Annotated in this window: 21 protein-coding genes and 1 riboswitch; of the genes, 18 read left to right on the top strand and 3 right to left on the bottom strand. The window is 65.3% G+C overall.

Annotated elements, in window-relative coordinates; translation table 11 throughout:
* Nucleotides 1–23: 23 nt before the first annotated feature.
* The 7 genes from adhP (at nucleotide 24) to CIK75_RS13985 (ending at nucleotide 6,125) form a co-directional block, all read left to right on the top strand.
* Nucleotides 24–1,058, top strand: a complete 1,035-nt coding sequence (gene adhP, locus CIK75_RS14015; protein ID WP_096224510.1) for an alcohol dehydrogenase AdhP — start codon at nucleotides 24–26, stop codon at nucleotides 1,056–1,058.
* Between the two features lie 100 nt (nucleotides 1,059–1,158).
* Nucleotides 1,159–1,563, top strand: coding sequence for a DUF779 domain-containing protein (locus CIK75_RS14010; protein ID WP_086996675.1), 405 nt, complete (start codon nucleotides 1,159–1,161; stop codon nucleotides 1,561–1,563).
* Between the two features lie 304 nt (nucleotides 1,564–1,867).
* A complete protein-coding gene (locus CIK75_RS14005) occupies nucleotides 1,868–2,260 on the top strand; it encodes a VOC family protein (protein WP_096224508.1) in 393 nt (130 codons plus the stop codon).
* A 119-nt stretch (nucleotides 2,261–2,379) separates the two neighbouring features.
* Nucleotides 2,380–3,591 (top strand): hypothetical protein, encoded by a 1,212-nt coding sequence (locus CIK75_RS14000; RefSeq protein ID WP_096224507.1) that lies wholly within the window; start codon nucleotides 2,380–2,382, stop codon nucleotides 3,589–3,591.
* A gap of 169 nt (nucleotides 3,592–3,760) precedes the next feature.
* Nucleotides 3,761–4,309 (top strand): diaminobutyrate acetyltransferase, encoded by a 549-nt coding sequence (gene ectA / locus CIK75_RS13995; protein WP_096224506.1) that lies wholly within the window; start codon nucleotides 3,761–3,763, stop codon nucleotides 4,307–4,309.
* Between the two features lie 89 nt (nucleotides 4,310–4,398).
* Nucleotides 4,399–5,667, top strand: coding sequence for a diaminobutyrate--2-oxoglutarate transaminase (gene ectB / locus CIK75_RS13990; protein WP_086996792.1), 1,269 nt, complete (start codon nucleotides 4,399–4,401; stop codon nucleotides 5,665–5,667).
* Between the two features lie 56 nt (nucleotides 5,668–5,723).
* Nucleotides 5,724–6,125, top strand: coding sequence for an ectoine synthase (locus tag CIK75_RS13985; protein ID WP_086996663.1), 402 nt, complete (start codon nucleotides 5,724–5,726; stop codon nucleotides 6,123–6,125).
* 66 nt (nucleotides 6,126–6,191) lie between these two features.
* On the opposite strand, the gene CIK75_RS13980 is transcribed toward CIK75_RS13985, so the two are convergent.
* From CIK75_RS13980 to CIK75_RS13970, 3 genes are all read right to left on the bottom strand, one after another.
* Nucleotides 6,192–6,620 (bottom strand): pyrimidine dimer DNA glycosylase/endonuclease V, encoded by a 429-nt coding sequence (locus CIK75_RS13980; RefSeq protein ID WP_096224505.1) that lies wholly within the window; start codon nucleotides 6,618–6,620, stop codon nucleotides 6,192–6,194.
* 63 nt (nucleotides 6,621–6,683) lie between these two features.
* Nucleotides 6,684–8,192, bottom strand: a complete 1,509-nt coding sequence (locus CIK75_RS13975; protein ID WP_096224504.1) for a DNA mismatch repair protein MutS — start codon at nucleotides 8,190–8,192, stop codon at nucleotides 6,684–6,686.
* Nucleotides 8,192–9,775, bottom strand: coding sequence for a DNA mismatch repair protein MutS (locus CIK75_RS13970; RefSeq protein WP_096224503.1), 1,584 nt, complete (start codon nucleotides 9,773–9,775; stop codon nucleotides 8,192–8,194). Before CIK75_RS13970 ends, CIK75_RS13975 begins: the two co-directional genes overlap by 1 nt.
* A gap of 42 nt (nucleotides 9,776–9,817) precedes the next feature.
* A riboswitch (Fluoride riboswitch) is annotated at nucleotides 9,818–9,879 on the bottom strand.
* A gap of 92 nt (nucleotides 9,880–9,971) precedes the next feature.
* Here CIK75_RS13970 and CIK75_RS13965 point away from each other — a divergent pair.
* The 11 genes from CIK75_RS13965 (at nucleotide 9,972) to CIK75_RS13915 (ending at nucleotide 20,997) form a co-directional block, all read left to right on the top strand.
* A complete protein-coding gene (locus tag CIK75_RS13965) occupies nucleotides 9,972–10,496 on the top strand; it encodes a universal stress protein (RefSeq protein ID WP_096224502.1) in 525 nt (174 codons plus the stop codon).
* A 102-nt stretch (nucleotides 10,497–10,598) separates the two neighbouring features.
* Nucleotides 10,599–11,297 carry a VTT domain-containing protein gene (locus tag CIK75_RS13960; RefSeq protein ID WP_143413354.1) on the top strand — a complete coding sequence of 233 codons (699 nt, stop codon included), beginning with the start codon at nucleotides 10,599–10,601 and terminating at the stop codon, nucleotides 11,295–11,297.
* Nucleotides 11,298–11,386: 89 nt separating this feature from the next.
* Entirely contained in the window at nucleotides 11,387–12,598 is a 1,212-nt protein-coding gene (gene rlmN / locus CIK75_RS13955) for a 23S rRNA (adenine(2503)-C(2))-methyltransferase RlmN (protein ID WP_241895486.1), read from the top strand.
* Between the two features lie 35 nt (nucleotides 12,599–12,633).
* Entirely contained in the window at nucleotides 12,634–13,473 is an 840-nt protein-coding gene (locus CIK75_RS13950) for an oxygenase MpaB family protein (protein WP_096224500.1), read from the top strand.
* A complete protein-coding gene (locus CIK75_RS13945) occupies nucleotides 13,470–14,675 on the top strand; it encodes an aminotransferase class I/II-fold pyridoxal phosphate-dependent enzyme (protein ID WP_096224499.1) in 1,206 nt (401 codons plus the stop codon). Before CIK75_RS13950 ends, CIK75_RS13945 begins: the two co-directional genes overlap by 4 nt.
* Nucleotides 14,675–16,216 carry a M81 family metallopeptidase gene (locus CIK75_RS13940; protein ID WP_096224498.1) on the top strand — a complete coding sequence of 514 codons (1,542 nt, stop codon included), beginning with the start codon at nucleotides 14,675–14,677 and terminating at the stop codon, nucleotides 16,214–16,216. Before CIK75_RS13945 ends, CIK75_RS13940 begins: the two co-directional genes overlap by 1 nt.
* A 121-nt stretch (nucleotides 16,217–16,337) precedes the next feature.
* Nucleotides 16,338–17,285 (top strand): ABC transporter ATP-binding protein, encoded by a 948-nt coding sequence (locus CIK75_RS13935; RefSeq protein ID WP_096224497.1) that lies wholly within the window; start codon nucleotides 16,338–16,340, stop codon nucleotides 17,283–17,285.
* A 38-nt stretch (nucleotides 17,286–17,323) separates the two neighbouring features.
* A complete protein-coding gene (locus tag CIK75_RS13930) occupies nucleotides 17,324–18,076 on the top strand; it encodes an ABC transporter permease (protein ID WP_096224496.1) in 753 nt (250 codons plus the stop codon).
* Nucleotides 18,077–18,087: 11 nt separating this feature from the next.
* On the top strand, nucleotides 18,088–19,221 hold the full coding sequence (locus CIK75_RS16595) for a histidine kinase (protein WP_158225976.1): 1,134 nt from the start codon (nucleotides 18,088–18,090) through the stop codon (nucleotides 19,219–19,221).
* Nucleotides 19,218–19,826, top strand: a complete 609-nt coding sequence (locus CIK75_RS13920) for a response regulator transcription factor (protein WP_241895468.1) — start codon at nucleotides 19,218–19,220, stop codon at nucleotides 19,824–19,826. Before CIK75_RS16595 ends, CIK75_RS13920 begins: the two co-directional genes overlap by 4 nt.
* Before the next feature lie 130 nt (nucleotides 19,827–19,956).
* A complete protein-coding gene (locus tag CIK75_RS13915) occupies nucleotides 19,957–20,997 on the top strand; it encodes an iron-siderophore ABC transporter substrate-binding protein (RefSeq protein WP_096224494.1) in 1,041 nt (346 codons plus the stop codon).

Below are 20,997 nucleotides of genomic sequence, written 5' to 3'. Positions count from 1 at the left end.
AACCCCGAAAGGCAGGAAACACCATGAGTACCATGAATGCAGCCATCGTCCACGAGTTCGGCAACGAGATCGACATCGCCACGGCAGAAATTCCAGAGCCGGGCCCCGGCCAGGCCCTGGTGAAGCTGATCGCCTCCGGCGTCTGCCATACCGACCTGCACGCGCTCGGTGGCGACTGGCCGGTCAAACCGAAACTTCCGCTCATCCCGGGACACGAAGGCGTCGGCTATGTCGAAAAGATCGGAGAAGGCGTCACCGAGGTGAAGGTCGGCGATATGGTCGGCAACGCCTGGCTCGCCAACGCCTGCGGGAACTGCGAGTTCTGCCGCACCGGCTGGGAGACACTCTGCGAATCCCAGACAAACGGGGGATACTCCGTGGACGGATCGTTCGGCGAGTACATGCTGGTGGAGGCCAAATTCGCCACCCACATTCCGGAAGGCTCCGATCCCCACGAGATCGCCCCGGTCCTGTGCGCGGGAGTCACGGTCTACAAAGGACTCAAGCGCTCTGAGGTCAAGCCAGGCCAGTGGGTCGTCATCTCGGGGATCGGCGGGCTCGGGCATATCGCCGTGCAGTATGCAGTTGCCATGGGCATGCGGGTCGCCGCGGTCGACGTCGCCGAGGAAAAGTTGGCCCTGGCTCGCAGCCACGGCGCCGAAGTAACGGTCAACGCCTTTGCCGCCGATCCAGTGGAAGCCATCCAGGAAGCCACCGGCGGAGCCCACGGGGTACTGGTCACGGCAGTACATCCCGACGCGTTCGGTCAAGCCATCGGCATGACCCGGCGTGGCGGTACGATCGTCTTCAACGGACTGCCGCCGGGGGATTTTCCCGCTCCTATCTTCGACATCGTGCTCAAGGGACTGACCATCCGGGGGTCCATCGTGGGCACCCGGCAGGACATGATCGAAGCCCTGGAGTTCTATGCGGCAGGGAAGATCAAGCCCACGTTCCAGACCCGTCCGCTCGAGGACGTGAACGCGGTCTTCGACGAGATGCGTCATGCCAAGATCGACGGCCGAGTGGTCATCGACTACACGGGGACCACCGTCTAAACGGTTTCCGGGAAGGAACACGGCCGTCATGCCCCGGCCCGGAACCGCAATCCAGCGGTTGCGGGCCGGGGTCTCGGCCCCTGAGGAGAAGGAGAACACCGTGGATACCGTGCTCGATGCCCGCCCCGACATCGAAGGTGAGGACTTCACCCGCGTCCGGCTCACCGCCGACGCCCAGGTGCTGCTGCGCAGCCTCTGGGCCCGCCATGGGCCGCTGATGTTCCACCAGTCGGGTGGATGCTGTGATGGTTCATCGCCGATGTGCTTCCCGGAAGGGGACTTCATCACCGGCGACGCCGATATCCGCCTAGGTGTCTTCGGACTGAAGGACGACGACGGCACCCCGCTGGGTGATATCGATTTCTGGATGTCGAAGGAACAGTTCGCTTACTGGAAACACACCCTGCTCACCGTCGATGTCGTTGATGGAAGGGGCGGGGGCTTCTCTCTCGAGGCTCCGGAAGGCAAGCGTTTCCTGATCCGCAGCGAACTCATCGACGGCTGAGGCCCGACCTTGCAAGCCGGTGGCCGACCCGTGGCGCAGGGAGCCTGGGACCATCGGCCACCCGGTACCCGCGCTCCTTGGCGAGGACAGATCACTCGTGCCAGGGAAGTCCCCGGCGGGTGGCCGGCAGGCCACAATTGCGAGATGTTTCGTCAGGCTGGGGTTCCTGCTGAGACAACCCGGCCAGTATGCTCACCTCTCCAGTCGCCTGGGCTGGAACCAATTTCCTTGCCTCACTTACCGTCAGACCGGATCCGACGGCTGGTATACGAAGCTGCCCCCATCAACAAACTAAGGAGTTCCCATGACTTTTCCTCCCATCGCCCACGTCGCGTTGACCGTGACAGACCTGGACCGCAGCTCGGCCTGGTACGAACGGCTCCTGGGTGTTTCGCCCGTGTTGGATGAGGACGCTGGCGGTTTCTGGCACAAGGTCTATCCGTTGGACGGTGGGATGCTGCTGGGGCTGCACTTCCACCCGGGGACGGACTCCAACGACCGGTTCGACGCCCGACGAGCAGGGATGGACCATGTCGGTTTCGGATGCGCCGACTATCAAGAACTCGTGCGCTGGCGGGATCAGCTGGACACCTGGGGAATCAAGCACGGCGAAATCGTCGAAGCCCACTATGGTTCGGGGCTTTCGTTTGTGGATCCCGACGGAAACGCGCTCGAGTTCTTCGCACCCGCTTCCTGATCCCCAGCGAACTCATCGGCCACTGAGGCACCCGGACGCGTCCTCCCCGCAGAGGCAACCATGACAGAATCGAGGTGAACACCCCCGCCCCGTGGTAGCCGTCAGGAGGCCCCCGACCGATGAAGGACCAGGGAACGCCCGGCGCTGCCCGGCGCCAACTGGACATCGAATCCCGGTCGATCTGGGCCGGTGTCGTCGCGGGGATCCTGGCCGTCATCGTCGGTGCCATCGCGTTTCGTGGATACCGGCCACCTTTGGCCGGGGACGGGTCGGTGGCGATCTATGCCTCGGTGGTCTCCGGGGTGATGGCCGGTGCCGGATTCGTGGCCGGATACGTCCAGAACATCCGTACCGTCCATCTGTGGCTCGGTGCGCGTCCGGTCATCCGGCAGATCCTCGACGTCGCAGCCCTGCTGGTGGTGCACGCCTCGATCGCGACGATGTCCGCCCTGGTGCTTTTCCGCCTCTTCCAGCAGGCATTCTCGGGCCTGACCGTGGATCCGGTGGCCGGAACGGTGATGTTGGCTGTTTCCGCTGGTGTCGCTGGCTACTTCGGATATATCTCCGGGGCGCGTATCACCGCCATCGCCCTGTCGGTGATGCTGGCGGTCTTCATGTCCTCCGGGATGCTGGTGAGCATGCTGTATGCGGAGAACCCGCTGTGGTGGCACTCCATGTTCAGCGAGCTGGGCACCGGGCAAGCCGGATTGACGTCCTTCTGGACGTTCAACACCACCATCACGACCTCAGGGATCATCCTCACCACACTCTCCGCGTTCATCACGCGTGACCTGAAGCAATGGGCCGACGTCGTCGCCGCCGCCAAACGCCACGACGAGTCGGGTGCCCGGCGCTGGCACCGGACCCTGGGCGTTCACCGGCTCATGCGCCCCCGCCCCGGGGTGGTGCGTACCTGCCTGGTCGCCGGCGGGGTGTGCATGGTCGGCATCGGACTGTTCCCCGTCAATACATTCGAGCCGGTGCATACATTCTTTGTGCGGGTCCTCGCGGTGTTCCTGCTGGTGTTGCTGGCCGGGGTTCCGCTGTGGCTACCGGGGTTCCCCAAGGCCTTCTTTCTGCTCACCTATCTGGCGGTCGGCGCGCTCGTGGCGGCAGCGGCCCTGTGGCGTCCGCTGCAGTACTACAACCTCACGGCTCTCGAGCTCGCAGCGGCCGGAATCGTGTTCGCCTGGCTCGTGGTTTTCATCCGCAATACCACCGCCGTGGTGGCCTCTGCCGGCGTCGAGCCCGCGGTCCCCGGTCTGCCCGCAGGCCCCCTGGAGGACGAAAAACCCCGCAACGACGGCTCCGGTCATATAACGAACAGGTAACGATAGCTAGCGGGTCAAAACAACACGGGGTGCTCGGCGGCATCCCTTGGCAGCTTTGGGATGCCTCCGAATGGGGTCGGTGCGGCGAAAGTGTCCTCTCGGGCCGAATCCGTGTCAAATCGCCACACCCCGGCTTGATCGAAATCCTGAGCGCGTTAGGTTTGTAGGGATGGAAAATGAACTCGCAAACACACAGTCCGAGGCTACATTTCGCCACCCAGCCACCGAGGACGGAGCAGCCATGTGGAACATGGCCAAAGATTCCGAAGTGCTGGACTTGAACTCTTCCTACTACTACCTTCTCTGGTGCCGCGACTTCGCGCAGAGCTCGCTGATGGCCGTCATTGACGGCCAGCCAGCCGGCTTCGTGATCGGCTACATGCGCCCCGACGAGCCCGGAACCCTGCTGATCTGGCAGGTCGCCGTCGGCGCTGGATTCCAGAAGCGTGGCCTGGCCGCCAAGATGCTTGATGAGCTGGCCGAGCGCACCCATGCCGATCGTCTGGAAACGACGATCACGGCAGACAACGGTGCGTCGAACCACCTGTTCCAGCGCTTTGCCGAACGCCATGAGGCCGAATGCGAGCGCGAGCCGCTGTTCACCCCCGGCATGTACCCGGACGGCCACGACACCGAGTACCTGTACCGCATCGCCCCGTTGGGACTGGATGCGGATCTGCGCACGCTGAACCTGGCGTCCAGCAACTCCAAGGGCTAGTACCCACCACGACTTCCGGCGCCCCGGGCATCACCGCGATGCCTTGCGCCCTCCTGAAGCCTGTCATCGACCTCTGAAAGGGAATGACCATGACTGACATTTTTGAAACCCGCGAATCCGAGGTTCGCACCTACAGCCGCAGCTGGCCCGCAGTGTTCGCGACCGCTTCCGGCGCCACGCAGACCGCCGAAGACGGTAAGGAATACCTGGACTTCTTCGCCGGTGCCGGTGCACTGAACTATGGGCATAACAACCCCGCCCTGACCCAGCCGCTCGTAGAGTACCTGACCAGCGGTGGCGTCGTCCACTCGCTGGACATGATGACCCCGGCGAAGCGGGACTTCCTGCAGACCTTCCAGGACCTCATCCTCGAGCCGCGCAAGCTCGACTACAAGGTGATGTTCCCCGGCCCGACAGGCACCAACACCGTCGAAGCCGCGCTGAAGCTGGCCCGCAAGGTGACCGGCCGCCAGAACGTCCTCTCCTTCACCAACGCCTTCCACGGCATGACGCTGGGTGCGCTGTCGGTGACCGGCAACTCGATGAAGCGCGCAGGCGCCGGCGTTCCGCTGGCCAACAGCTCGCGGATCCCCTTCGACGGCTACCTCGAAGGCGAACAGGCCGATTTCGTCTGGCTCGAGCACCTGCTCGAGGACAGCAGCTCCGGCGTCGACAAGCCCGCTGCCGTCATCGTGGAGACCGTTCAGGGTGAAGGCGGCCTGCGTGCCGCCCGCGCCGAATGGCTGCGCAACCTGGACACGCTGCTCAAGCGCCATGACGTCCTGCTGATCGTCGACGACGTCCAGGCCGGTTGCGGCCGTACGGGCACGTTCTTCAGCTTCGAGGAAGCCGGCATCGAGCCGGATATCGTGTGCATCTCCAAGTCGATCTCCGGCTACGGCATGCCCATGGCCCTGACGCTGTTCAAGCGCGAACTCGATATCTGGGGCCCGGGTGAGCACAACGGCACGTTCCGTGGCAACAACCCGGCCTTCATCACCGCGACTGCCGCGCTGAAGAAGTACTGGGCCAACCAGGACTTCCAGAACGAACTGGCCGGCACCATCACCGCCCTGCGTGATGGCCTGTCCGAGATCGTCGCCCTGGTCGATGGCGCTGAGCTCCGCGGCCGCGGCCTGCTCTCCGGCGTTGTCTTCCCGGACCACTCGATCGCCTCGAAGGTCGCCGCCGAATCCTTCGCCAACGGCCTCCTCGTGGAGACCTCCGGCTCGGAGGACGAAGTCCTGAAGATCATGCCGCCGCTGACCATCACCGCCGAAGAACTCCAGCGTGGTTTGACCGTGCTCGGCAACGCCGTGCGCACCGTGACCGGCCAGCCGGCCCTGGCCGCCGTCTAAGCCTTCGCTCCCCGAACACCACACTCTTTCCCCAAACTTCCCCAGGAGGACAACACATGCAGGTAATCAACCGCAATGACCTGAACGACACCGAGCGCGACATCAAGTCGGAGACCTGGCGCAGCCGCCGCATGGTGCTGGCCCGCGAAGGAGTCGGCTTCTCCTTCCACGACACCGTGATCTACGCCGGAACCACCTCGACGTTCCACTACGCCAACCACATCGAAGCCGTGTACTGCGTGCAGGGTGAGGGAACGCTGACCAACGAGGAGACCGGCGAGGTCCACGATCTGGCCGACGGCACCATGTACCTGCTCGATGGCAACGAGAAGCACACCGTGCGCGCCACCTCCGAGCTGCGCATGGCCTGCGTCTTCAACCCGCCGGTGACCGGCCGCGAAGTCCACGACGAGAACGGCGTCTACCCGCTGGTTGTCGAAGATCCGGCCCAGGCCTAAGGCCCCGGCAGATTCCCGCGAAGCGCGGCACACACGTTGGTGTGTGCCGCGCTTCGTTATGTCCGGCTACGGAACTTCCCACGGTTCGATCGGGCCGGGAATCGTTGAAAAGAGCGGATGAGTCTCGGGTGGCATCGGGACCGTCTGCACGAGCCCGACCGCGCGGACCGCGAGCTTGGCCAGCAGATGCTCGCGCTCGTGCTCCAGCTGGCCGGCGGTCACGGTCAGGAGCGGCGTGAGTGGGGCGTGCGGCTCCAGGATGAGGGCACGGTTGAATCGGTAGCCGCGGGAATCGGCCTCGGCAGCAACGCCCTCGAGGTAGGCGCCGATCAAGGAGATCGGGTCGCCGCCGGTACGGAACCGTGTCAGTTGGGGGTGGTTTCGGTAGCCAACGGTGTCGCCACCAAGGACCTTTTGCGCCAGCAGGGTTTCGCGCCAGCAGGCAACCAGACCCTTGGAATCCAGATACCGGGGGTGCAGGGACCAGAGGCGCATGGGGGTATCCTATCCACTTTCTCGCTCGAGCCCACCTGCCCCCACAACTCAAGGGATCGAACATCATCGCCCGGGTTCCGATCCCTCCTCCGTCGTTGTGAAGATCCTTCGGTACAGATCATCGCCGTAACTGCTGGGCAACGGCGCGCCCTCGACGATTTTGAAAGTACTTCCCCGATCGGCCCGCAGGAACAGCATGGACTCGTCGTCCTGCTCGGCCATCACCCCGGCCAAGTCGTACATGTGGGTCACGAAGACGACCTTGATGCCCGCCTTCAGGAGCGCACGGACCACATGCCGACCGATTTCGGAGCCTTCACGCTCGTTGGTCGCCCCGAAGGATTCGTTGAACAGCATCAATGCTGAGGGGGACAGGCGGTCCACGAGCCCGTCCATCCTCGCTAGTTCTTCGTCGAGTTTTCCCTGGGTCTGTCCGGTGTCCTCCTCGCGTTTGAAATGCGTGAACACCCCCGCGGCGACATTGGCCGTCAAGCTGTCCGCGCCGACGAACATCCCGCATTGCATCATCAGTTGGGCCATCCCCAGACTCCTCAGAAGCGTCGACTTTCCGCCGCGGTTCGCCCCCGTGATCATGATCAATCCGATGTCCCGGGCCGAGATGTCGTTGCCGACCACTGCTGCCGTGGACAGCAGGGCCAGCGAAACGTCGTAGAGACCGGTGCATTCCAGCTGGTGGGCGGTGCCCGACGTCGGGACCGGGAACGCAGTCTTGGCTCCCCGGCCGGCCAGTGTCTCTTGAAGCCGCAGGCAACCCATGTAGAAGGCGAGCTCGGTCCTGAGGTTCCTGAAGAAGTCCAGGATGTGGTTCGTCGAACGCGACATGGCGGCGGCTACCGGACTGATGGCCCTGCCGCGCAGATCACCCAGCTCCTTGGCACCGGTTTCGTCGCGGTCCGAGATCCGGAACGATGGTGCCGATGCATGCCGCGTCTCCATCCGGTGTCCCAGGAACTTGCGGGGTTCCACCGGCCTTTGCAGGAGCAACTCAGTGCTCTTGCCCCCGGGATCCAGTCGGGCCGACATGCTCACACCGCCGGGGAAGTCCAGGTGCGCCAGCTGTTGTTTGACGGTGGGGAAGAAATCCCCACCCAGCTCCTCCAGGACCATCCCGAAGAATCTCGAGAACCCCTCGGAATCGAAGGCGGGGCCGTGTTGGCTGGCCGTGGTCCGTAGTTCCTGCAAGACCGGGACCAGGATCCGCAGAATCCCGAGGGCCTGTTGCAGGGCGGCCACGGGATTGCGGGCCGTCATCCACCCGCGGGCCTGGTGCGCGCGTTCCAAAGCGGTCCCGGCCAAGTCATAGAGGCCGCGCACCGTTTCGGGGTGCTGGAAGGCATCGCGCAGGATGGCTTGTCGATAGGTGATGTCCACGGGATGGGTCAGTGGACACAGCAGGGCCGTCCGGACGACGGCCTGCACGAGTTGGTCCTCTCCGGCCATCTCCTCGATGAGCGTGGGCAGTTCGAGGTCCTGGACCAGATCGTCGGCGTGGGCTTCGGCAGCGGCGCCAGGGTCGAAGTCCTGCTCCCGGTGCATCAGGAAGACACGCATCAGGTCCTCCCTCCGGAGGTCTCCACAGGACCGGATGACAAACGCAACCCCAACTGTTCCTCGGTGAGCCCATGCTTTGCCGAGATGGCCAGGGCATAGGCGAGTCCATCGGCTGGGCGTGGTTCGAGTCTGAAGGTCCGCCGGTCGGCATCCTGGGGGTCGACGGCGGCCACCAAGGACACCGTGGTGTCGCTGAGGGTGGAGAGCTCATCAACGAAGGTCACGCAGACGCAGACAATATCGCGTTCGATGATCGTGCGCAGAATGGCGGTTCCCAGACTGATGGCGTCCTGGAGTGCTGTGGAGGCAAAGACCTCGTTGGCGATGATGATGCTTTGCCCTGTTGCCTCGTCGAGAATGGATTTCATCCGGATCAGCTCGTCCTCGAGCTTTCCATGGAGATCGTGGAGATTCTCCTCGTGCTCGAAATGGGTCAGCAGGCGGTCGAAGAGGTGGAGGTGGGCCTCGTTTCCGGGGACTGGGTAGCCCAGCGCGCCAAGGTAGTGGAGTTGGCCGAAGGTCCGGGCGAAGGTCGTCTTACCGCCCTGATTGGCCCCGGTGACCACGATGATCCTGTCCCCTGAGGACATGGTGAAGTCATTGGTGACCACGGCCGTGCCGTGGGCGGTGAGTCGCCCTGCCAGAACCACGTCGAAGCCCGCCCGGACCCGGGATTCCTTGCGGTCGGTGACCAGTGGCAGGCAGAAGGGCAGGCCGGCGTTCTTGAGCGGATCGATCAGGTCCGCGTACGCCAAGTAGAACTGGATTTCACGGGTGAATCGCTCGACGACGGCGTGACGTTCGGCGATCTGGGCGTCGACATAACCTTGGAGACACTCGAAGAACCCTGGATTGAGCTCGGCCACCAGATCCAGGATGGATGCTTCCACATGGTTCATGTCCGGATAGTTCGTGTTGGCGAACCTTCGGGGGGTCGAGGGGGCCTGCCGAAAGCGCGCAAACGTGGCTTCGATCTCCTCGCTGTAGTCGCCCTCCCCAGGATCCGGGGTGACGGTGACTTTGGGGCCTTCGATGTGGATGGCATACCTGAGTGCGCCCAGCCCTGCCTCCAGTGCCTCACGCTCATCCCAGGCAACGGTGAAGGCCTTGCCCTCCACGAGGGCGCGCAGATCATCGGTGACTCCGGTCAGTGCGGCCGAGGCAGGGCGGTCGGCGGAAAGGTCGGTGGCGAGCTTTCGCACCGCCCGCTGGTAGGCGCCCAGAGCCGTCAGGCGTCGAACCCGTTGCTGGATGAGGTGACGGAGCCCTCCGGCCTGGCTGAGTTCCTTGCGTGCCCGCCGCATCCCCTCGGCGAAGTCCTGAAGGTGGTCACGGAGTTCCGGACGGAGTAGATCGGTGACCACTGCCTGGCGATAGATGATGGCTTCGGGGTCCACTAGGGGTGTGTAGAGAAAAGGACCGAGGTCGTACTCCTCACGGCCGAGCATCAGCGAGGCAGCCAGTTGGTCGAGCATGAGGTCGTGGAAACACGACGGCGGTTCCTGATTCAACGGCTCATCGGCCATATCCGGTGGGAAGAGCACGCTGGCCGGTCGCCGCGGTGTCGTTGCGGTGGTCTCCATGGCGCACTCCTCTACCCGTTTCCGGGCGTTCTGCGCCCGGTACTGCCGGTAGGAGCCATCAGCGGAATTCCGCGGTTCTGGCGAGCTCCATCGCCATTTCCAGTCTGCAACTGTTTCCGGGAAAGGGCAGTCACTTCACGCGGGTGTCCCGGGTCTGGGATAGTGGGCAACACATTCGCCGAAGTGGAGGACCGTCGTGACCATCCCACCATCCACCGGATCGTCGAGCAGGGCATGCATCGTCGTCGGGGTCCCTCCTCGACCACGGGAAGAACTGATCCGGGCCGGGGCCGACGTCGCCCGGCAGTATGGTGCGTTGGCACTGTTTGCCACCGTGGATCCCAGCCGATATGCCGTTATCGGCGCCGACGGCTCGACGTGGTCCGCACCGATCGATCCGGACAGCGATGAACCAGCCGAACCCACCTTCGACCCTGAAGTACGCCGCAGGATCGAAGGCCTCATGAGCGGCCTCGAGGTGGAGTGGTCCACCCAGTGCCTGGTCGGGGATACGGCGGCGGCTTTGGCGGCCTTCGCCGAGGAACGGGATGCGGCGATGATCGTCGTCGGCACGCGGGAACCGAGTTTCGGCTCGGGCTTTCGGGAGTTCCTGGGCGGATCCGTGGCGGTACATCTGGCCCACCGACAGGGACGCCCGGTCCTGGTGATCCCGCTGCATCCGCTGGCGAAGGAAGCTCCGCTGCCGTGGGAGGCATCCTGATCGAGGTACCGGTCCCGAGCGGCGCTGCGGTGTAGTCACGGCCACTGCACTAGGATCGTTGTTCGTCCGGGGAGCCAACACGCGCAATGCGAGGGAGCATCAGTGAATGAAGTGGGCGAGGGACTGCGCTCCCTCGACGGGATGTGGGTCTACCTCTTCGGTGCGGTGATGGTTGCCCTCTCAGCGTTGATTCCCCCGGTCCCCAGTACGACGCTCTATGTGGCGCTGGGGGCCCTAGCGGCGAATACTGACTCATTGAATCCCTTCCTGCTCGGCGCTTCCATGTTGGTCGGTGCGCTCGCCGGGGATGCGGCGACCTACGCGCTGGCTGTGCGCTTTGACGTCGTGAACTGGCGCATCCTGGCCGGACGGCGGTGGCAGGCGGCCTTGGCGGCGACCCGCAGCCGACTGAAATACAACGACCTGCCGCTCGTGATGACCTCGAGGTTCATCCCCATGGGCCGGCTGACGATGAACATCGGCTCCGCCCTGGTTCCGCATACCTGGCGGGTCTTCCTCCAGCACTCACTTATCGCCGGGGTGGTCTGGTCCGTGTACTCCGTCGGGGTGGGCTTGCTCTCCGGCGTCTGGGACGGTTTGTCCACCGAAGTCGCCGTGTTGCTGGCCATCGTCGTCTCGCTGGTTCTGGGCCGGGCCATCAACAACGTGATCAGTTGGTGGGAAACCCGTAACCTGCCCGCGCCCTCCGTTCAACGCAAGCCGAAACTTCGTCGTCGTGCCGTCCAACGGGCCGAAACGAAACGAGAAACCACTCAGGAAAACCCGGCCCCCGAGGCCTGAATGGGCGCCGGGTGGACGCGCATGGGACAATGGGTGTAATGAGTACCCCTGAAGAGACCGCAGCCCCCGATTCCACCGAGCGTTCCCGCATGTCGGAGAACCGCGCCCGGCAGGAAGGTCGTGCCCAGGTTCGCCCTACAGCAGAGGGTTGGACCCAGGCCATGGCCCCCGACGGGCGGCCGAAGCTGGAGTTCAAGTCCAAGGCGCGCGTCTCCCAGCCGCCGGTTCACCTGGCCGACCTGACGCTGGCCGAACGCCAGGCCAAGCTCGTCGAACTCGGCCTGCCGAAGTTCCGGGCCAAGCAGCTCTCCGTGCACTATTTCCAGCACTACACCACCGACCCGGAGCAGATGAGCGATCTGCCCAAGGAGCGCCGCCAGGAACTGGTTGACGCCATGTTCCCCCCGCTGCTCACCCAGGTGAAGCGTCTGACCACCGACAACGGGGACACTGTCAAGTTCCTGTGGCGGCTTTTCGACGGCTCCCTGGTCGAGTCAGTGCTGATGCGCTACCCCGGCCGGGTGACCCTGTGCGTGTCCAGCCAGTGTGGCTGCGGCATGAACTGCCCCTTCTGCGCCACCGGCCAGGCCGGGCTGACACGGAACATGTCTGCCGCTGAGATTCTGGACCAGATCGTCCAGGCCAACCGGGTGATCGCCGAAGGCGGGCTCGGTGGAGGCCGCCGCGATGGGGGGTACGACGCCGAACGTGTCACCAACATCGTGTTCATGGGCATGGGCGAGCCGCTGGCCAACTATAAGCGGGTCATGAACGCCGTGCACCGGATGATCGACGACGCCCCCGAGGGGCTGGGTATGAGTGCCCGCAACATCACCATCTCCACGGTGGGTCTGGTCCCGGCCATCAACAAGCTGGCCGCCGAGGACATCCCGATCACCTTCGCGTTGAGCCTGCACGCCCCCGACGATGAACTGCGTGATGAACTCATCCCGGTGAACTCGCGGTGGAAGGCCGATGAGGCCATCGACGCGGCCTATAACTACTACAAGGCCACCGGGCGACGGGTATCGATCGAATACGCGCTGATCAAGGACATGAACGATCACGCCTGGCGCGCCGACCTGCTGGCGAAGAAGCTCAATAAGCGCGGCCGTGGCTGGGTGCACGTGAACCCGATCCCGTTGAACCCCACCCCGGGCTCGGTCTGGACGTCCTCGGAGCCGGAAATCACCGACGAGTTCATCAACCGCCTGATCGACGCCGGGATCCCGACCACGCTGCGCGATACCCGCGGCAAGGAGATCGACGGCGCCTGCGGCCAGCTCGCCGCCTCGGAGTAGGACGGTGCCCGTGAAAGGGCACTAGCATCTCTGTCATGGGGATCTTTAGTCGCAGCACCACCTCGCCACAGTCGATCGCCGACATGGCCCCCGAATCTGTCATGCTCGCCGGGGCCGGCCGGGCGATTCTCTTGCAGTTGGCCTATCCGCCGGTCGGGCACGGGGTGTCACGTCATTCGGGGTTCGTCGAAGACCCCTTGGCCCGACTACACGGCACCCTGACCTACATCTACGCCCTCACCAACGGCACGCCGGGCCAGGCCGCGGCCGCCCGTGCGTGGGTCGAACGGGCCCACGCCCCGGTGTACTCACAGGCCGCCGACGACGGCAGCCACCCCGCCTACGACGCCCACGACCCGCACGCCCAACTCTGGGTCGCCGCCACCCTCTACGACTCCGCCATGATCGTCTATGAGGCGGTCTTCGGTCCGTTGCCGGGAGAAACCGCCGAGAAGATCTACCGTGAGTACTCGGTGCTGGGCACCGCACTGCGGGTGCCGGAAGGGGCCTGGCCGGCCACCCGCTCCGACTTCGCCGCCTATTGGCAGGCCATGAACGACGAGCTGGTGGTCGATCGGACCATCATGCGTGTGGGCCGGGCCCTGCTGGCAGCACGCAATGCACCGGCCTGGGTCCGGCTATCGATGCCCGTGGCCAGGATCCTCACCGCAGGACTGCTGACACCTCAACTGCGCGCCGCCTACGGGCTGCGCTACGGGACGGGGCACGACACCGCCTTCCGGGCCCTGATACGCGGTCTGGCTCTGGTCTTTCCCCGCTTACCGGCCAAGATCCGCCACGCACCGATGCACTACTACCTGGCCCGGCTCGACGGCGCAGCATCGAGCACCCACGACACTGAAGGAGCACCATGAACCAGCCCTTGACCGTTGCCTCCCGGGCCCAGGTGCCCTCCTTCCAGGTCATGGACATCTTGTCCCGGGTTGCCGACCTGCGCGCAGCCGGACGTGACGTGATCTCCCTCTGCGCCGGCGAACCCAGCGGCGGAGCGCCGTCCGAGGTGTCCGAACGGGCCACCGCCATCCACGCCTCGGCCATGCCGCTGACCTATACCCCGGCTCTGGGCATCGCCGAACTACGTCAGGCCATCGCCGGTCACTACCTGCGCTGGTATGGCCTCGAGGTCCCTGCGGCCAACGTCGCCGTGACCACCGGCTCCTCCGGGGCGTTCATGCTTACCTTCCTTTCCGCCTTCAACCCCGGGGACCGGGTTGCCCTGGCCCGCCCGGGCTACCCGGCCTACCGGAACATCTTGCGCACCCTGGGCATCGACGTCGTCGAACTCGACTGCGGCCCGGCCACCCGGTACCAACCCACCCCCGGGCAGCTTGATGCCGCAGTCGCAGAACACGGGCGGATCTCCGGACTGATGCTGGCCTCCCCGGCCAATCCGACAGGCACCATGGTCTCCCGGGAGGAGCTGGCGGCACTGACCGAATGGTGCGCCACCCGCGGGGCCCGGCTGATCAGCGACGAGATCTACCACGGCATCACCTACCCCGCCGCCGATGCTCCAGACGCCCGGGGCGTCAGCGCCTGGGAACTGGAGCGCACCGGCGTCGTCATCTCCAGTTTCTCCAAATACTGGGGGATGACCGGCTGGCGTCTGGGCTGGGCGTTGGTGCCCGATGACCTGCTGCCCGCCATCGAGGCGCTCGCCGGGAACGTGGCACTCTGCCCACCGGCACCAGCACAGATGGCAGCCGTGGAGGCCTTCACCGAGGAGTCGTACCGGCAAGCCGAGGCCTTCGTCGCCGAGTTCGGGGCCACCCGTGAGGTCCTGTTGGAAAACCTGCCGCGGCTCGGATGGGGGCAGGCCGCCCCGGCCGACGGGGCGTTCTACGTCTACGCGGACCTGGGGGAGGCCCTAGAGGGTTTCGCCGATTCCACGGCCTACTGCGCCGCCCTGTTGGAGCAGGAAGGGGTAGCCCTGGTGCCCGGCGCCGATTTCGATGCCGTTGGTGGACGCCGGGCGGTGCGGTTGAGCTTCGCCGCCGGCCAGGAAGCCGTCGCCGAAGCCATCGAACGGATCATCCGCTTCCAGCAGGGACGCTGATGCTCCGTCGGGGTGGACGTCCACGCATCGGTGTGGGCGGAATGTCCATCGAGTCCTCGAACTTCTCCCCGCACCGATCGGGGTTCGAAGCCTTCAGATTCACGCACGACGACGAATTGCTTGCCCGCTACTCGGTTCTGCAGTCCGACGGCCCCGGCGACGATCAGGCGGTGGCCGAAGAAGCTGACTGGGTACCTTTGGTCCACGCCCGATCCCTTCCCGGCGGCATGGTCCTGGAGGAGGTCTATGAGGCGTTGAAGACCGAGCTGCTGGACATGATCCGTGCCGCAGGGCCCTTCGATGGTTTCCTGCTGGACATCCACGGGGCCATGACGGTCCTCGGGAGGCAGGACGCCGAAGCCGATCTGGCCTGCGCCGTCCGCGCCGCCCTCGACGCGTCCAGTGCGGCGGCGGGAACACCACGGACATTGATATCGGCCCCGATGGACCTACACGGCAATGTTTCGGCGGAACTGGTGGAAGCCTGCGATCTGATCACGTGTTACCGCATGGCCCCGCATGAGGACGAGCAGCAGACGAAGACGCGGGCCATGGTGAATCTGACTACCCGGTTGCTCGAGGGGACCGGGGCCCCGGCGAAGGCCTACGTGCGGATCCCCGTCCTCCTGCCCGGAGAGAAGACCTCCACCCGACTGGAACCGGCGCGGGGCATCTACGCGGCGATCCCGGGCATTGAAGCCCTGGAGGGCATCGTGGATGCTTCCCTCTGGGTCGGCTACGCCTGGGCCGACGAACCACGGTGCTCAGCGTGCGTGGTCGTCACCGGCGACGACGCCGATCTTGCGGCAGCCCAGGCCACCGAACTGGCCCGCAGGTATTGGGAAGCACGGGCCGACTTCGTGTTCGTCGCCCCCGCAGCCCCCTTGGCCGACTGTCTCGAGGTGGCGCTCGCTCACGACGCGCCCCGCCCCTACATGCTGTCTGATTCCGGGGACAACCCGACGGCTGGAGGCTCAGGGGATGTGACCTGGACGTTGACCCGACTGATCGAGGATCCGAGATTTCGTGCGGGAGGGCCACGCACCGTGGTGGCATCCCTTTTCGATGAGGCGGCGGTGGAGGCATGCCACCAGGCCGGTGTCGGGGCACGCATCAGGGTTTCGGCCGGAGCAGCGGTCGACCATCTACACTCCGGACCGGTTCTCCTGGACGGGGCAGTGCTGCAGGTCAGCGCCGGGGATGACACGTCGGGCCGTGTCGCCGTGGTCAAGGTCGGCTCGATCGAAGCGATCATTACCGAACGCCGCAAGCCATACCACCGGATCACGGATTTCGAAGCGGCCGGGCTGGACGTCTCGGAGGCGGACCTGGTCATCGTGAAGATCGGCTATCTGGAACCTGAACTCTTCGAATTGGCCGCCGACTGGATGCTGGCACTGACCCCCGGAGGCGTGGACCAGGACCTTCTGAGACTGGGCCACCGGAACATTGAACGCCCCCTGTTCCCCTTCGACCCAGATATGCCCGACCCGGATCTCACCGTCACGCTCTTCCCGCCCATCGGGAGGAATCGGGCCTGAGCCCCGGGAACCCGGGAGGGTGCAGGGGCCGGGCTCCTCGGGCGCGGCCATGACAACGGTCATGGTCAGAAGGTGATCACTGCCAGAGGTGCCACAGACCGCCTGCGGGAAGACTGGTCTCATGGACACCACGACAGCAGCCCTCGAACTCCAGGATGTACGCAAGACCTTCTCCGTCGACGGCGGCCGACTCAACGCCGTTGACGGCATCAGCCTGCGTGTCGACCCGGGAGAGATCGTCGCCCTGCTCGGCCCCAACGGTGCGGGAAAGACCACGGCCATCGACATGGCCCTGGGACTGACCGATCCCACCTCCGGGACGGTCGGCATCTTCGGCAGCAAACCCCACGAAGCGGTCCGTGCCGGACGGGTCTCCGCCCTGCTGCAAACCGGTGGCCTGCTCCGGGACCTCTCGGTCCACGAGACCGTCCTGGCCATTGCGTCCCTGTACGGAGCCAAGAACCGGGTCCAAGAGGTCATGGAGGCCACCGACATCGGCCGGTTGGCCCACCGCAAGGTGGTCAAGTGCTCCGGTGGCGAGCAGCAGCGGCTCAAGTTCGCCCTGGCCCTGCTGCCGGACCCTGATGTGCTGATCCTCGATGAGCCGACAGCCGGCATGGATGTCAACGCCCGCCGGGCCTTCTGGGCCACCATGCGCCAGGACGCCACCGCGGGACGTACGGTCATCTTCGCCACCCACTACCTGGAGGAGGCCGAGAGCTTCGCCCAGCGCATCGTGTTGATGAACGCCGGGAAGATCATCGCCGATGGAACCACCGCCAACGTCAGGGCGCTGGCCTCCGGTCGCACCGTTGCGGCGACCCTGCAGGAACACGGAACCATCGCCTCGGCCGATCCACGGCTGGCCGAACTCCGAGCCCTGGGCGGGGTCACCGAGGTGATGGTGAACGGTCCACGCGTGACCATCACCGCCACGGACTCCGATGCCGTCGCCCGGCATCTATTGACGCGCGGTGGCGGAACCAACCTGGAAATCTCGGCCCCCAGCCTGGAGAACGCCTTTGTGCAGATGACGAATCAGCCGGCCCCTGAAACGGCCGGCGCCTGAACCTCGCCCCGCTACGCCCCCACGACAGAGGAACCATCATGAATGCCACCTTTATCCGCATCGATCTGACCCGCCAGCTGCGCGACGTCATGAACCTGATGTTCGTCCTGATCCTTCCGGCCCTGATGTACGTGATTTTCGGTCTGTCCTTCGGCTACGGTGATCAGGCCTCCGGCCACGGCAACGTGAAGTTCTACATCATGGCCTCGATGGCCGCCTACGGCGCCTCGGTGGCAGCCACCGCCGTCACCGGTGTCGCCGCCGTCGAGCTGATGCAAGGCTGGGGCCGGCAGATTGCCCTGACTCCGCTGCGTCCGGCAGGCTTCGTCGCCGGCAAGGCGGTGGTCGCTTTAGCCATCACGGCGCTGGCCATCGCCGTGGTCTTCGTGGTCGGTGCCCTCACCGGTGCCCGCGTCGATAGCGCGTGGATGTGGCCGGTCACCTTCGTCATCGCGTTGATCGGGTCGGTCCTGTTCTCCCTCTTCGGGTACGCCATCGCGATGCTCTTCAAAAGCGACTCGGCCATGGGCGTCGCCTCCGGCGCCTTGGTGCTGGTGGCCTTCCTCGGGAACGTCTTCATCCCGTTGACCGGAACCCTGCTGCAGGTCGCACGCTTCACCCCCATGTACGGGTATGTGGGGCTGGTGCGGTGGCCGATCCTGGAGGGCGCGCAGGCCCAGTCGCCCGACGTCGACCCATTATGGGGGTTGATCGCTAATCTGGTGGCATGGCTTCTCATCTTCGGAACCGTCGCGGTACTGGCCGTTCGCCGCGGCCAGGCACGCCGCTAGGAGACGGCGAGATGACCATCCCCGAAACCCGGGCCGCAGCCCGCATCTCGGCCGCGGCCGCCGACGGGGCTTCTGCCCGGAGCGGTTGGGAACGCCACGGCTGGCTCCTCTCGGCCATCTGGCTTATTTTCCTGGGCTATACCGTCGCCGCAGTGATCCAAGCCGACCTCGGCCCCGGATTACTGACCCTGGCTCTGCTGCTGATTGCCGTGTTCATCGGCGTCTACCTGACCGGCTTCATCCTGGGCAACCGGTTGGACCCGGAAGCAAAGTGGGTTCGTTGGACTCCGCTGGGCTTGGGCGCCCTGGTCGCCATCATGCTCGGGATGGGCGCCATCATCGGCCTGGACACGATCTACATGAGCCCGTTCCTGATCGCCTATGCGTGTTTCCTGCTGCCGCGGGCCGGGGCCTGGGTGGTGGGCATCGCCAGCATCGGGTTGACCCTCCTGTTGTCGGCGCTTGCCGGGGACGTGACCGCCTACCTGTACATCGTCGCCATCCAGGCGGGGATCTTCGTGCTGAACATGGTGACGTTCGCCTTCATCGAGGCCGGGACACGCAGTGACGAGATCCGGGCCGACCTCGCAGTGGTCTCCGAACGCGAACGCGTCGCCCGGGATGTGCACGACGTCCTGGGCCATACGCTGACCGTGGTGGCCGTGAAGGCCGAACTCGCCGAACGGCTCATCACCGACGATCCCGAACGCAGCCGTGCGGAAATCGCTGAAATCCGTTCGTTGGTGCGTGGAGCCCTCTCAGATGTCAGGACCACGGTGGGTGGCCTGCTGGGGAATGACCTGCCCAATCAGCTCGAGGCGCTGCGGATCACGCTCACCGGGGCAGGGATCGACGTCGACATCGAAGGCGAGCCCGCCGGGCAGGTCCCGCAGAAGTTCCATGGGCCGCTGGGCTGGCTGCTGCGCGAGGCGGGCACGAACGTACTGCGCCACGCCCACGCCACCCGCTGCGTGATCCGCTTCGGCCCCGACTCGCTGACCGTCGAGGACGACGGCGTCGGATGGGGGGCCAGCACTGCCGGGAACGGGGTCTGTGGAATGAGCGAGCGCATGGCCGAAGCGGGAGCGGGTTTCCGCATCGGAGCGGCAGAGCTCGGCGGAGCCCGAGTGGAGGCCAGCTGGTGAGCATCAGGATCCTCGTCGCCGACGACCAGGCGCTGGTGCGCGGTGCCCTGGTGGCACTATTGGGGCTCGAAACCGACCTGGACGTCGTCGCCGAAGCCGATAACGGGTTGGCCGCCGTCGAACTGGCAGCGTCCCGGGAGGTCGACGTGTGCGTCCTGGATATCCAGATGCCGGTTCTGGACGGGATCGAAGCCGCCCGCCGGATCCACCAGGAGGTGCCCGGCTGCCGGACGTTGATGGTGACCACCTTCGGCAGGACCGGCTATCTCCGCGAAGCGCTGCAGGCAGGAGCCAGCGGGTTCGTCGTCAAGGACACCCCGGCAGCCGAGCTGGCCGAGGCCATCCGCAAGGTCCATGCCGGGTTGCGGGTGGTGGACCCCCAGCTGGCGGCCACCTCGTTATCCGAGGGCCGGAACCCGCTGACCGAACGGGAACGCGAAACCCTCGCGCTGGCCCGCGACGGCAAGACCGTCGCGGCGATCTCGGAGGCTCTGCACCTCTCCGCGGGGACCGTGCGGAACCACCTGTCCGCAGCCATCGGCAAAACCGGGGCGGTCAACCGGATCGAGGCCGCCGGTATCGCCGCGGAGCGGGGCTGGCTCTAGGAACACCGACAGATAATTAGGTGATGAACTCGTGACGTTGTACAGAGGATGTTAGGTTGGGGTAACCTAACTCTGTACATTTTTGGAGTCACGTCGGACCCCTGCGGGGCCGCATCACCTAAGGATATTCATGCCCTTTTCACCTCTGCGATCCCTCGGTGCGACCGTGGCCCTGACTGCCGCATCGGCCCTTATGCTGACGGGCTGCGCGGGAGGCGAGTCGGCCGCTGGAGACGCCCAGGAGGCTTCCTCCGGCGATTCCGCCGGCTTTCCCGTGACGATCGATAGTGCCCTGGGCGAAGCAAAGATCCCCGAGAAACCGGAGCGGGTCATCACCCTCGGCCAGGGTTCCACGGAAACCTCGATCGCCCTAGGCACCATCCCCGTCGGGATGGAGGAGTACGCCTGGGCTGCCGATGACACCGGCTACCTGCCGTGGATCCACGAGGCGGTGGAGAAGGATGGTGGGAAGCTACCGGAACTCGTCGGGGCCGGGGAGAAGCTGGACATGGAAAAAATCGTCGATTTGGAACCGGACGTCATCCTGGCCCCTTGGTCGGGCCTGACTCAGGAACAGTTCGACACTCTCAACGCCATCGCCCCGACCGTCGCCTACCCGGATCAGGCCTGGAGCATCGACTGGGATGAGCAGATGGACATCGTCGGCCAGGCGCTCGGAGAGGAAACCGAGGCCCAGGACCTGGTCGCAGATCTGGAGCAGCAGCTCTCTGCCGTCGCCGAGGAGCACCCCGGCTTTGCCGAGCACACCTTTTCCTATATCTACACCACCCCCGACACCTTGGGGGTCTTCAAACCCACCGAACAGCGCGCAGCCATGGTCGAGGCCCTGGGGCTGAAGGTCGATCCCGCAGTGGAAAAGATGAAGGAGACCGAAGGCACCGATTCGGCGGTCATCGGCTACGAAAATGCCGACCAGCTCAATGACAGCGACCTGATCTTCACGTTCTACTCCGACGCGGCAGCCCGCAAGCAGGCCCTCTCGAATAAGCTCTACGCCCAGATCCCCGCCATCAAGAAGGGCGCGGTGGTCGCCAGCGATGACAACGCCTTCGTCACGGCCTCCTCGATGATCAACCCGCTGACGGTCCCGTACGCCGTGGACCGCTACCTCCCGATGATCGACGAGGCCATCGACCAGGCCGGGAAGTAA

The sequence above is a fragment of the Glutamicibacter sp. BW78 genome (assembly GCF_002332245.1).
Lineage (GTDB): Bacteria > Actinomycetota > Actinomycetes > Actinomycetales > Micrococcaceae > Arthrobacter_H > Arthrobacter_H rhombi_A.
This window is presented reverse-complemented; position numbering and strand designations above follow the sequence as displayed.

Excerpts from the sequence above, each read along its gene's own strand:
- adhP (WP_096224510.1), top strand. The coding sequence starts at position 24 with ATGAGTACCATGAATGCAGCCATCGTCCACGAGTTCGGCAACGAGATC.
- CIK75_RS14005 (WP_096224508.1), top strand. The coding sequence starts at position 1,868 with ATGACTTTTCCTCCCATCGCCCACGTCGCGTTGACCGTGACAGACCTG.
- CIK75_RS14000 (WP_096224507.1), top strand. The coding sequence starts at position 2,380 with ATGAAGGACCAGGGAACGCCCGGCGCTGCCCGGCGCCAACTGGACATC.
- ectA (WP_096224506.1), top strand. The coding sequence starts at position 3,761 with ATGGAAAATGAACTCGCAAACACACAGTCCGAGGCTACATTTCGCCAC.
- ectB (WP_086996792.1), top strand. The coding sequence starts at position 4,399 with ATGACTGACATTTTTGAAACCCGCGAATCCGAGGTTCGCACCTACAGC.
- CIK75_RS13985 (WP_086996663.1), top strand. The coding sequence starts at position 5,724 with ATGCAGGTAATCAACCGCAATGACCTGAACGACACCGAGCGCGACATC.
- CIK75_RS13980 (WP_096224505.1), bottom strand. The coding sequence starts at position 6,620 with ATGCGCCTCTGGTCCCTGCACCCCCGGTATCTGGATTCCAAGGGTCTG.
- CIK75_RS13975 (WP_096224504.1), bottom strand. The coding sequence starts at position 8,192 with ATGCGTGTCTTCCTGATGCACCGGGAGCAGGACTTCGACCCTGGCGCC.
- CIK75_RS13970 (WP_096224503.1), bottom strand. The coding sequence starts at position 9,775 with ATGGAGACCACCGCAACGACACCGCGGCGACCGGCCAGCGTGCTCTTC.
- rlmN (WP_241895486.1), top strand. The coding sequence starts at position 11,387 with ATGTCGGAGAACCGCGCCCGGCAGGAAGGTCGTGCCCAGGTTCGCCCT.
- CIK75_RS13950 (WP_096224500.1), top strand. The coding sequence starts at position 12,634 with ATGGGGATCTTTAGTCGCAGCACCACCTCGCCACAGTCGATCGCCGAC.
- CIK75_RS13945 (WP_096224499.1), top strand. The coding sequence starts at position 13,470 with ATGAACCAGCCCTTGACCGTTGCCTCCCGGGCCCAGGTGCCCTCCTTC.
- CIK75_RS13940 (WP_096224498.1), top strand. The coding sequence starts at position 14,675 with ATGCTCCGTCGGGGTGGACGTCCACGCATCGGTGTGGGCGGAATGTCC.
- CIK75_RS13935 (WP_096224497.1), top strand. The coding sequence starts at position 16,338 with ATGGACACCACGACAGCAGCCCTCGAACTCCAGGATGTACGCAAGACC.
- CIK75_RS13930 (WP_096224496.1), top strand. The coding sequence starts at position 17,324 with ATGAATGCCACCTTTATCCGCATCGATCTGACCCGCCAGCTGCGCGAC.
- CIK75_RS16595 (WP_158225976.1), top strand. The coding sequence starts at position 18,088 with ATGACCATCCCCGAAACCCGGGCCGCAGCCCGCATCTCGGCCGCGGCC.
- CIK75_RS13915 (WP_096224494.1), top strand. The coding sequence starts at position 19,957 with ATGCCCTTTTCACCTCTGCGATCCCTCGGTGCGACCGTGGCCCTGACT.